The sequence below is a fragment of the Oceanobacillus luteolus genome (genome assembly GCF_023715655.1).
GTDB classification, from domain to species: domain Bacteria; phylum Bacillota; class Bacilli; order Bacillales; family Amphibacillaceae; genus Oceanobacillus; species Oceanobacillus luteolus.
On record NZ_JAMBON010000059.1, the window covers coordinates 1 to 11,922 of the forward strand.

An 11,922-nucleotide genomic window follows, 5' to 3' on the forward strand; every position below is an offset into this window, starting at 1 on the left:
TTGCATGTATTAGGCACGCCGCCAGCGTTCGTCCTGAGCCAAGATCAAACTCTCCATAAAAGTGTTTGAAAAAACTTAGCTGTTGTTTAATAAGAAAACGGGGTTTTCTTATTAAGTTTATGCTTGGTCACTCACGTGACCTCGCTTGACATACTGGTTGTTTTGTTCAGTTTTCAAAGAGCAATATAACGTTTGTCGTTTTTTGCGACGAATTTAAATTTATCATGTTTCCGATTAATTGTCAACATGTTTTTTTAAGTTTTTTATCATTGTTTGATGGACAACTTAATTCAACATTCGTGTTGACAAAATGTATTAAATTCGCAACAAAAATTACTATATCACAATTATTTTACATGTGCAAGACATTTTTTAAAAATATTTGTCATAAGTAAACTCTAAATGTTACCAACGTCATATATATTAGAAAATAAAATAGGACTTCTTTCAAGAAGCCCTAACACTTAGCCTATATGTTCCTTGCCGGTATATACGGAAGACATTCTTCTCTATTCGCTACACGTAGTAAGAGTTGGAAAAGTTTCTGATACCTTTTTCTCATCGACTTCTTGGTAACCGAATCAATTCTGCTGTCTTCTAGATCCAATAAGAGTTCTTCCAATTCTCTTTTAATCAGATACTCTATCTCCTTTTGTTCCATTTCATTTATTAATAGTCCTAACACCTTGTTCACCCCAAATCATATATATTCCATAAATTAATTAATTTGCTGCCGACAACATAGGGGATCATCTACGATAATTATACAAAATCTATGTAGAGAATCATCGGTTTTTGAGAGATGTTTGTATTTCTGTCACATTGTTCTATTCCCAATTCCCACTATTATTCAACCCATTTTTTTAACTTTTTTCATTTCATCGCTGCGTTACAGCTAATCATATTTACCGTTCCCTTTCATATAATCAAATAAGACAAGCTATGCAAGGAGGAACGAATGTGGATCATTTTTACGTTTTGAAATTCAATCGACGAAGAAGGTTTGTTACAGTTGGTGCCATGATTTTATTTGTTGCCGGTATTTTTCTCTTACAATCGAACTTTACTCTTTGGGGGAATGCCAGTGAAGATGTAGCATTCACAAAGGGAAGCGCAGAAGAACCTAATATCGCTCTTACCTTCAACATCAGTTGGGGAGATGAAAAGGTTCATGATATTTTAGAAACATTAAAAGATGAAAACGTAAAAGCAACATTCTTTTTGAGTGGTGAATGGGCAGAGCGCCATCCCGCCATCATCGAGAAGATTACTGAGGATGGACACGAAATCGGAATGCTCGGCTACAGATACAAAAGCTATTTAGATCAGGATATTGAAGAAGTTAGACGCGACTTATTTCACGCGCAAGAAGTATTTGGAAAGCTTGGATTTGAAGATATGAAACTTCTCCGCACACCAAGTGGTCATTTTAACGAAGAGGTACTCGACTTGGCCAAATCAATGGGATTCGAGGTTGTTCACTGGAATGTGAGCCCAAATGATTGGGACAAACCTGTTACCGAAGAAATTGTAGATGAAGTGATGAAAAATACTACAAATGGAGACATTATCCTGCTTCACGCTTCTGATTCTGCTACACGGACTGCTCCAGCACTTGAAACTATCCTACCAGGATTAAAAAATAAAGGTCTCGAGTTTGTACCTATTAGCGAACTGATTAGTCAAGCTCATGCGGAAATTGAAATTATAGAATAAACTTTCAATCGTCCAGGTGATAAATCACCTGGCTTTTATTTTTTAGAAACGGTATGCTTTATTATTATATTTCATACTCTTGGATTCAGTTTGAACTATTGCATACTTAAAGGCGATATATTCCCTCCACTTGGCAAAAGATATGTATTGTAGTTAAGGGAGATGGGAAATCTTTATAGCAGTTGATGATATTTTAGCAACAACAAATATAGCACTTACTTATATAAAGTCCTTCATCGGCTAATCTATTCATTCACATAGGGGATTACAGGTACTATCATTCCTTTAAATACCATAATTATGACATTATCCGAAAAAGAGTTTGACGATGAGTGATCAAAACACGACACAAAAGGAAACGGGACTAACTAAAGTATTGAACATCATATCCGGCAGTTTTGCACCAATTATAGGGGTCCTAGCTGGAGCGGGACTATTAAAAGCGGCCTTATCCATATCCATTTCAGCGGACTGGCTGTCTTCAGATAGCGGAACGTATATAGCATTGTCGGCTGCTGGTAATTCCATCTTTTATTTCCTTCCTATTTTTCTTGGAATCACAATTCCCTTAAAACTCGGTGCCAATGGTTATGTCGGTGGGGCAATAGGTGGAGCGCTGTTAACCCCAGATATCATTAATTTAGTCAATGGCGGGGTAGACTCCATGCATTTTTTAGGTTTACCGATTAGTTTAGCGAACTACTCCTCCACAGTATTTCCCATATTCATTGCTATTTTTGTTTATGCTGCGCTGGAAAAATTATTAAAAAGAATCATCTATAAAGATATTCAAATGTTTATCAACCCATTGATCTCTCTTACACTATTAGTTCCATTGACGTTACTTGTCTTTGGCCCCTTCGGCACTCTAGTAGGTGAAGGTTTAGGATCGACCATCAGCTTCCTAAGCGGCCGCAGCGGATTGTTGGCTGGTGCGGTACTAGGTGGGGCTTGGACATTCCTTACTATTGCCGGCTTACACTGGACAATCATCCCTCTGGCAATCGCGAATCTTGCAAATGGACCAGATCCGATAATTGGAATGGCTGCCCCTGCAGTATTCGCCCAAATTGGTGTCGCAATTGGAGTATTTATCCGGACAAAAGATAATGCATTACGCTCCCTAGCAGCCAGCGGAATCCTCCCTGGTAGTTTAGCAGGTACAACCGAAGCGATTTACTACGGGATACTCCTCCGCTTCAGGAAAGCTTTAGTATATGTAGTGATAGCCGGAGCAATTGGTGGAGCACTTAATGGAAGCTTTGGAATTGTTATGAATGACTTTGTACTTCCAAGCGCACTCTCTATTCCTGCTTTTTCACCAATCGGTCTGCATTTGGTCGGGACAGGCGTAGCATTTGGAGTTGGACTATTGTTAACCTTGACTTTTGGCTTTCAAACGAAGTCTGATGCTTCCTATAAAGATATGGTTGTCACAATTAAATCAGAAACCATTACAAGCCCCATCATCGGAAGAACTGTTTCACTTTCTGACGTAAACGAACCCCTTTTTGCAACTAATATGGTTGGGAGAGGCGTTGCAATTGAACCGGCCGAAGGAAAAGTATACGCTCCTGCTGATGGCGTAGTGACAACCTTGTTTCCCAGTCAACATGCAATTGCCATGACTTCTAATAGTGGGGCAGAAATACTCATCCACATTGGAATTGATACAGTGAATTTGAAGGGACAATACTTTATATCCCTTGTTAAACAAGAGGATAAGGTGGAGCAGGGAGACGTTTTAATTGAATTCGACATAAACAGAATCACAGATGCAGGTTATCAAACAGTTACACCGATTGTAATCACAAACCATGAGGAGTATAGAAGTATTAATCCCATTATTGATGAAGATGTAACCAATGAAGATGATTTAATAAAGTTGGAAGCATAAAAAAACGCCAGAACACTTACATGTGTCTGGCGCTTTTTTATGCTTCATAGGTTAGTCCATGTCCAAGTCTATAAATGTTTCCATCACTATCCCTATAAGCATAACTCATACCTTCAGGTAGATATTTGTCTTTATCATAACCTGGTACGTCATTCGGTGTAATACAGTTGCCATCTTCATCGACTGCAATTACTTTTTCACTTGCGGGTAAAGTTAGTGGTAGTACCCCCGATGGTTTATGATTGCCCATCATTACTTCTATCTGAGCTTTATAAAAAGTGTCATATCCTGCAACTAAAGCATCTGCTAAAGGTTCAACATTTCCAAGGATCCAAGGAAGGATGATATTCAAACTGATGATTACTTTACCTCCGCGGCCTTTCACATCTTCCGCAACGAGTTTTAGGTGGGCAATGTCACTTAATGTTGTTTCATTGTAAACTCTTCCATCCAACGCCTGTAACTCTTTATCTTCAGTAAGTTCAAGTTCTAATAATCCTGGTGTCGCATCAAAATATGCACCTGATTTCGGTTGAAGGAAAAGAATTGCAATCTCAGCCTCTTCATAATTGTCGGTTATTGTAAATGCATCCAATTCACCGACAGCTTCGAGAGCCTCCTTCTGATAAATTCCCACAGATTTTTTGTCCTTATGATAAGCTTGGACGTATACTTTCTTTCCAGCTAGACTCTCAGAGGTTAATGGCAACGTGTTATTCGTGTTTTTTAATATTGTAACGGACTTCTTATGTGCCTCATATGCTTTATCCCAATGTTCCTTTGTACTTACCACTTCATCCGCTTTTTCAGGAGAATTGTACGTCCGGTCATCAAATAATCCAAGAGCAAACATTTCCGTAAGCAATTTCACATTCGCTTCGTCAAATCGTCTTTCACTGATCCAGCCATTTTCGTAAGCTTTTTTCAGATTCTCAATATCATTTGTATCGGCAACGATATCCGTACCAGCATTAACCGCTTTTGCAAACCGTTCTGCAATACTCTTATCTTCTACACCCCAACTCATGTTATTGACTATCCCGCTGTCACTATTGATATATCCCTCAAACCCTAATTTGTCACGTAAAATATGCTTTAAGAAATAGTAGTTGAAGGCAAAACCAACCTCTTCAAACGGGATTTCTTCTCCTTCGAATTCTTGAACAACACTATTTTTAATACTTGGTATGGAATAATAAGGCATAATGGAAGAAGTGCCATGTTGAACAGCCACTTGGAAAGGAGGTAAATGATATTTCTCTAAACTGCCTGGGGTCGGGTAAATATTCCATTTCCCTTCTTTATAATGTGGATCAAACCCATTTTCCCTGGCACCGCCACCCGGAAAATGCTTTGTTGTCATAGCGATACTACTCTGATCTAATGCTTCCCCCTGAAACTCGTCGATGATTCGACCAATCACATCAGAAACGAATTCCGGATCCTCTCCAAACGTTCCATAGGTACGCTGCCATCTTGGGTCTGTAACGACATCTGCCATATACATATACCCTTTTCTTAAGCCGGTCGCATTCCATTCCTTCTTCGCAATCCTTGCAAATTCATTGATTAGGGATGCATCTCCCCCATTTCTTATTTCACCCATTGCAGCTGCAGCCAGACCCAGTGTACCCGGCCAAGTGGAAAAAATACCAATTGCGTCGTTCATTCCAAAAATCGACTCACCGTTTTCATTTCGTGAGTTCGACGCAACTAAAACTGGAATGCCTAGGCGGGTTCCCTCTGCAACTTCATTCATCGTATTAATCCATTCTGCGGTTTCAGAAGGACTAAAATTATCACGTAAGATAAAATGCCGTAAATGTCTTTCCTCTATTGTATGTGTCGTTCCGTATACTTTACTCGTAGCAAAGATGCTTTCACCTTTTTCCACAATTGCCTCATCCAAGATTCCATCATGGCTCGTCTTGCTTTTATCCTCTTGGTAAAGTCCCATCCTCCGAGAATTAATCAGCATCATACCGATCTTTTCATCAATGTTCATCAAAGACACTAGATTTCTTGCCCTCTCCTCCGGACTTAAACGCCAATCTTCATAAGGATCCAGTTTTCCGTTCCCATTTAAATCTTTAAATGTATATCCATCTACTTCAATGAGCTTTTTCTTCCTCACTTCCAATTGCGGCTGATTTTCTCTCATTCCAAATCATTCCTCCTAAAGTCCATCATCTGTCCTAATTCACCGAAAAATGGAATTCCTTCTTCGTATTATTCTCATAAAACGTTTGCTTATAAATAAAAGCTGAGTCTTTTTATAGACTCAGCTATTTTATTTAAGCTTTTGATGTTGCAGTATGCTTCATATTCTTTTTAGCGGCAGATTCTCTTCTCGCTGGGTCTTTCTTCGATTTACCGTCTACACGATTGGCAATACGATGTAAGCCAATGATTTGATAGGTGTTACATGCAAGAAGTGGTGCGAACATCAGCCAAACATAATCGGTACCCTCAGCAATTAATGCTGGAGTCCACTCGACCGTTGTAATCACAATCATAAAGAACAATGTCGGAATGAAAGCAGATTTGTTCGTTTCTTTTTGTTTTATCTTGGCAACAATCCAAGAAAAACCGAAGAACAGCAAGCTACCAAGGATTAACCAATATATACCTATTTCTCCATCAGACCCTCGGTATGGGAAATAAATTAAATCAAATAATATAAATGCAACCAGCAATATCTGTACAGTTGGCCAAAAGGAACGGAATAAACTGATTCCAAACCGATGGATATAAAGATATGCAAAATAACCAGTCATACTAACGACAGCAAAAGTGAATCCCAACCCCGCAAAGAAAGTCAATAAGCCTATGATTTCCATCCAATTGATTGGGTTAAGGTACATCATATACGTATCCCATTTAATAAAAAAGCTAATAATTAACCCGGCTAGTCCACCTATTATCAACGTATTAAATAAAAACTTTATCAGTTTACGAATATTCAACGTGAATCCTCCTACATTTTCCGTGCGTATGATTGTATTTTAACACGAACGATGGCATTTTACCTCATTTTGTATGCATAGTTATTAAATTTGTCACTCATAATATTTATACCGTGAGTGCTTTAAATGATGAGAAAGGAGGACAATGATGAAAAAATCATTTCTTCTCATTATATTCATTATATTTCTTACGGCCTGTGGAGCTAACGGCCAAAGCCAAGAGCAAACAGATTATGAAAAGACCAAAAAAATGGTCGTTGACATTTTACAGACTGAAGATGGTAAAAAAACATTAGCAGAAATGCTAAAGGACGAGAAGTTAAAGGAAGAACTTGTCATCCAGTCGGATGTCGTAAAGTCAGCCATTAACGAGACGCTGGTAAGTGATAAAGGTAAAGAAATGTGGAAATCATTATTTGAAGATCCGAAGTTTGTACAAGGATATACAGAAGCAATCAAGGATGAACAAACGAAATGGTTGAAAGACCTAATGAATGATGCAGAATATCAAGGGAAAATATTAGAGCTCTTACAAAATCCAGAAATGTCTGCATTGATATTGTCTACATTAAAAAGCCAACAGTTTCGCTCCCACCTAGAAGAAACCATTCAACAAACACTTGAAACTCCTCTCTTCCAAGCAAAAATCCAAGAAATCCTACTAAAAGCCGCAGAAGAACAAGCGAAGCAAAGCGGTGGTGGAGGTAGTGAAGGTGGAGGAAGCAGTGGAGGCGGCGGTGGTGGCGGCGAAGGTGGTGGAGGTAGCGGCGGTGGAGCTGGTCAGTAATATTACTTCCCGCATCATCAGCACCAAAAATCTCAAAAAGGGACCTAAAACAAAGGTCCCTTTTTGAGAATTCACTCTCTAAGGTAACTCTAATTACGTCTTTCACCTAAATTCAAAACCTAAGGGGACATGAGATCCCCCTCACGTTACCTCTCTCACCTAAATTCAAACCCTGAAAGGACATGAGACTTAAATTAAAAGGCAGAAGCGAAAAAGCACGAAAAAGCACTGCATTTTGAACTGCACCCCAATTGTTAGACACTAACTAACAATTGGAGGTGCAGTTTTAATATGACTAAATATACAGGTGATATGAAGTTAAATATTATCCAAGGATATAATCCGAAAATAATGTCTAAAAAAGGATATGCAAAGCAACTGGGCATTCCCAGAGCACTATTCCAATATTGGCTGAAATTATATGAATTGCATGGAGTAGAAGGATTAAATAACCCCTGTACAAACTGTTCTGTTAGTTTTAAACTAGACGTACTAAACTATATGGTTCAAACTGGTGCGTCATTAATGGATACCGCAGCTCTCTTTAAAATCTCTAGTTATACCATGGTGTATGATTGGCAGAAAAAGATGAAGAGTGGTGGTATTGAAGCCCTTGAACCAAGTAAGGGGCGTCCATTCATGGGAAAGAAATCATCTAAACAACCAAAACAAGGACCAGCTGAAGATTCAGTAGAAGCACTTGAAGCACGTATTAAACAGCTGGAAATGGAAAATGAGTATTTAAAAAAGTTGAATGCCTTAGTTCAAAACAAGGAAAAATCACCAAACAAGACAAAGCGCAAGTAGTCTATGAGTTAAGGCATAAATATCCGGTGAAGGCACTCGTAAAGCTCGCAGATATACCACGTAGTACATATTATCATTTGGTGAAGAGAATGAATCAGCCAGATCCAGATATTAATTTGAAAGCTGAAATAAAAGCTATCTATGAGGAACATGATGGTCGATACGGCTACCGCCGTATTCGTGATGAGCTAGCTAACCGTGGACAAAAAGTGAACCATAAAAAGATCCAACGTATTATGAAAGAACTTGGCCTAAAATGTTTAGTGCGAATGAAAAAATACAAATCTTAAAAAGGTACTGTAGGAAAAACGGCACCAAATCATTTAGATCGTCAATTTACAGCAGAGGAACCAAATCAAAAGTGGGTAACAGATATAACGGAGTTTAAGTTATTTGGTGAAAAGCTTTATTTATCGCCAGTATTAGATTTATTCAATGGAGAAATTATTACATATACAATAGGTTCTAGACCAACGTATTCACTCGTTTCAGAGATGTTGGAGAAAGCTCTTATTCGCTTGCCGGCAAAGCATCAATTACTCATGCATTCCGATCAAGGTTGGCATTATCAGATGAAACAATATCGTCATGCCCTTCAAGATAGAGGGATCAAGCAAAGCATGTCCCGTAAGGGAAATTGTTATGATAATTCTGTGATGGAGAATTTCTTTGGGATTATGAAATCAGAATTTCTTTATTATAAGGAATTCGAAAATGTAGAGCATTTTAAACTAGAACTACAAAAATATATAGAATACTATAATACGAAACGGTTGAAAGCAAAGTTAAAAATGAGTCCGGTACAATACCGAACTCATTTTGAGCAAGCTGCATAATGAATTAACCGTGTCTAACTTTTAGGTCACTTCATTTGCAGTGCTTTTTTCATCGTAATATATATAATTTGCTTTAAATGATGCCCGCTAATTTATTCTTCCTCAATTTTAGCAATAACTTTTGCAGCCATTCGGCGGAATTCTTGGCCGTTCGGATGATCTTCTTGGTATACGGATGGAGCAAACACTTCTTCATCCATATACGGCTGTTGTAGCGGAAGTTGACCAAGTACTTTTGTTTTAAGCACTTCAGCAAGCTTCTGTCCGCCACCCTGACCGAATACATATTCTTTCTCACCGGTGAGTTTACTTTCAAAATAAGCCATATTTTCCACTACACCAAGGATTTCATGGTTTGTTTTTAATGCCATTTGTCCTGCGCGTGCCGCAACAAAGGCAGCAGTAGGGTGAGGTGTAGTCACAATAATCTCCTTACATGTAGGAAGCAGTTCATGGACATCCATCGCAATGTCACCAGTTCCTGGAGGCAAGTCGAGCAGTAGGTAGTCTAAATCGCCCCATTCCACCTCAGAGAAAAAGCTATTCAGCATTTTTCCTAGCATTGGACCACGCCAAATAATCGGTGAATTATCTTCTACAAAAAAGCCCATGGAAATCACTTGTACACCGAAACGTTCAACAGGAATGATTTTCTTTCCGCGTACGACCGGGCGGTTCTCGATTCCCATCATATCCGGTACGCTGAACCCGTAGATATCGGCATCAATTACCCCGACTTTTTTACCGAGCCTTGCCAACGCTACAGCAAGGTTAACGGTAACGGTTGATTTACCAACGCCACCTTTTCCTGATGCAACCGCGATAAACTTCGTATTAGTATTACCACCCATAAGTGAAGCTTCCTGCGCCTGTTCAACCGCCGGCTGATATTTACGGATGACTTCCTCTGGAAGTTGCTCAAAGCGTAAACCTACTGTATTTGCCCCATTTTTCTTTAAAATGCCAACAATCTCTTGTTGCATTTGCATTTGTTCGCCTGTATTCATTTTAGAAATGCCAATTTTCACACTGACATGATTCTTATCTTCCTTTATTGTAACACCCTTGATTCCATCTGTTTCTGCTAGTGTCGTATGTAAAAATGGATCCCTCACTGGACCTAAGAGCTCGATTACTTGTTCTTTCGTTAGCATATAGTCACCATCCTTATTTTGCATATGTATGTATACAAATAAGTATAACATAATCCTGCAAAAACCTAAGGAATTAGCTTGTTTGGTGACGGTTACACTAATCCTCCTCTATCTCTTCTGTAACGTAACGTAAAATCCCTTGATAAATGCTGGCAGCCATTTGCTCCTGATATTCCTCGCTTTTCAAGAGCTCTCTCTCTTCCACATTCGATAGGAAACCTATCTCAACAAGTGCACCTGGGGTCTCAGAATGCTTCAACAAATATATCCCATCAATTTGCAATGCTTCCCGATTTGTATTTTCTAAATTACGGCGGATTTCCGCTTGAACCATCCGAGCGAGATGTCTATTTTCATCAAAAGCTGGATAGTAAAACGTTTGTGCTCCACGCCACCTTTCTGATGGAAGTGCATTTAAATGGATCGTAAGGAAAAAATCAGCATCCTTACTTTCAATAAATTCAAGTCGATTGCGGATATCTTCTGATTTTCTCCGGGAAAGACCCTTTGTATCCTCACTTGCCAAGTCTTGATCTGTCTCCCTGGTTAAATAAACAAGGGCTCCAGCTTGCTGCAAATAGCGCTGTAATTGTTTGGACACATTAAGAGCAATATCCTTTTCCAGCGTATCATCCTTCCCAACCGCCCCACCATCAGGTCCACCATGTCCCGGATCAAGAACAATGACTTTTCCCGATAAAGGAAGGGACCATGATGCCCAAGTCGTGTCGGTTTGCTGTATTGGTAATTGAATTAAATAAGCAAGTGCACCTAAACCAAATAACCAAATTCCTATCTTGTAATAACGTTCCATCCTGACGCCACCCTTTGAAAGCATTTATTTAAATTTTATGGAGTATAAGAACGGTTTATGACTATGGAAATGTGGTATGCTAAAGGAAGAACGTTTATACTAAGACATGTCGTGGTAAGAAATTATAAAACCGGTTGAGAGGAGTTTTGCGATGATTTGGGTAGGTATTGGGTTAATCATCATCGGAATCGCCCTATTGGCAGGAACAGTTATTTTAATCAGACCAATTAACAAAGTTTCTGCCATTTTATCAGATGTGAAAGAAACAACAGAAGGCTTGCCAGACACAGTAAACAATGTAAGCGAGCAAGCAAATCAAGCACTGCATACAGGAGTAGATACACTTCAACAGATCAATACTCAATTGAAAGAACTGACTCCGATTTTTTACCTCGTAGGTGACGTTGGAAGAGCAACGCATCATCTATCAGCTAACATGGTGAATGCAGTTGAGGAATTTGAGGATAAAGATACTGGAACATTTGCTACAAGAAAGAACCTGGAAGGTCTATATGGAGCTTTAACATTGGGAGCTATGGTTTTCCAAAAGGCTAAGGAATTTAATAATGAGAGAAAAGTTGTTGTTACCCAGGAATCACAACAGTAAAATAGATCAATCAGAGTCCAGCTCTGGTTGATCTATTTTGTTATTCCTCCCTGTTCTTTTTTCGTAAATAGTAAATATACAGAGCAGGAATAAGTCCGCAAATGAAGATAATTCCTCCCACCATTACTCCTGTTGCGGCTGTATATTGTTCGCCAATTGTACTCAAAAAACCAATTAGGATGCTGAGAAATACTAAAACACTCAGCCAAATATAGACTAACACAATAAAATGAGACAATAAAAAACACCTTCGAAATGGTATAATCAAACCAATACTAATTCGGAGGTGTTTTTGCGTGGGCAAAAACGTTTATTCTAGTGAAGTTAAATGGGCGGTT

9 protein-coding genes, 1 rRNA gene and 1 pseudogene are annotated in these 11,922 nt (G+C 38.9%); 5 read left to right on the forward strand and 6 right to left on the reverse strand.

Annotation, left to right across the window (positions count from 1 at the left end):
• Together M3210_RS18490 and M3210_RS18495 are read right to left on the reverse strand one after the other, a co-directional pair.
• A 16S ribosomal RNA gene (locus tag M3210_RS18490) occupies window positions 1–60 on the reverse strand; the annotation flags it as partial.
• 409 nt (window positions 61–469) lie between these two features.
• A complete protein-coding gene (locus tag M3210_RS18495; RefSeq protein WP_251517486.1) occupies window positions 470–685 on the reverse strand; it encodes a hypothetical protein in 216 nt (71 codons plus the stop codon).
• Between the two features lie 275 nt (window positions 686–960).
• Here M3210_RS18495 and pdaB point away from each other — a divergent pair, with 275 nt between their 5' ends.
• Both pdaB and M3210_RS18505 read left to right on the forward strand, forming a co-directional pair.
• Entirely contained in the window at window positions 961–1,716 is a 756-nt protein-coding gene (pdaB, locus tag M3210_RS18500; RefSeq protein ID WP_251517489.1) for a polysaccharide deacetylase family sporulation protein PdaB, read from the forward strand.
• Window positions 1,717–2,044: 328 nt separating this feature from the next.
• The gene (locus M3210_RS18505; RefSeq protein ID WP_251517492.1) at window positions 2,045–3,613 is read left to right on the forward strand and encodes a glucose PTS transporter subunit IIA; all 1,569 of its coding nucleotides are present in this window, start codon (window positions 2,045–2,047) and stop codon (window positions 3,611–3,613) included.
• Window positions 3,614–3,650: 37 nt separating this feature from the next.
• Here M3210_RS18505 and M3210_RS18510 read toward each other — a convergent pair whose 3' ends face one another.
• Both M3210_RS18510 and M3210_RS18515 read right to left on the reverse strand, forming a co-directional pair.
• Window positions 3,651–5,774: a glycoside hydrolase family 3 protein gene (locus M3210_RS18510; protein ID WP_251517494.1), complete on the reverse strand. Its 2,124-nt coding sequence runs from the start codon at window positions 5,772–5,774 to the stop codon at window positions 3,651–3,653.
• Window positions 5,775–5,907: 133 nt separating this feature from the next.
• Window positions 5,908–6,579: a KinB-signaling pathway activation protein gene (locus tag M3210_RS18515; protein ID WP_251517497.1), complete on the reverse strand. Its 672-nt coding sequence runs from the start codon at window positions 6,577–6,579 to the stop codon at window positions 5,908–5,910.
• 148 nt (window positions 6,580–6,727) lie between these two features.
• Here M3210_RS18515 and gerD point away from each other — a divergent pair, with 148 nt between their 5' ends.
• Window positions 6,728–7,366, forward strand: coding sequence for a spore germination lipoprotein GerD (gene gerD / locus M3210_RS18520; protein WP_349774381.1), 639 nt, complete (start codon window positions 6,728–6,730; stop codon window positions 7,364–7,366).
• Between the two features lie 291 nt (window positions 7,367–7,657).
• Window positions 7,658–9,009: pseudogene (locus M3210_RS18525) on the forward strand (IS3 family transposase).
• Between the two features lie 92 nt (window positions 9,010–9,101).
• Here the strand turns inward: M3210_RS18525 and M3210_RS18530 are convergent.
• Both M3210_RS18530 and cwlD read right to left on the reverse strand, forming a co-directional pair.
• Window positions 9,102–10,163, reverse strand: a complete 1,062-nt coding sequence (locus tag M3210_RS18530; RefSeq protein WP_251517502.1) for an Mrp/NBP35 family ATP-binding protein — start codon at window positions 10,161–10,163, stop codon at window positions 9,102–9,104.
• A gap of 97 nt (window positions 10,164–10,260) precedes the next feature.
• Window positions 10,261–10,977 (reverse strand): N-acetylmuramoyl-L-alanine amidase CwlD, encoded by a 717-nt coding sequence (gene cwlD, locus M3210_RS18535; RefSeq protein WP_251517505.1) that lies wholly within the window; start codon window positions 10,975–10,977, stop codon window positions 10,261–10,263.
• Between the two features lie 151 nt (window positions 10,978–11,128).
• On the opposite strand from cwlD, the gene M3210_RS18540 reads away from it, so the two are divergent.
• Window positions 11,129–11,584 (forward strand): DUF948 domain-containing protein, encoded by a 456-nt coding sequence (locus M3210_RS18540; protein WP_251517507.1) that lies wholly within the window; start codon window positions 11,129–11,131, stop codon window positions 11,582–11,584.
• The last annotated feature ends 338 nt before the right edge of the window (window positions 11,585–11,922 follow it).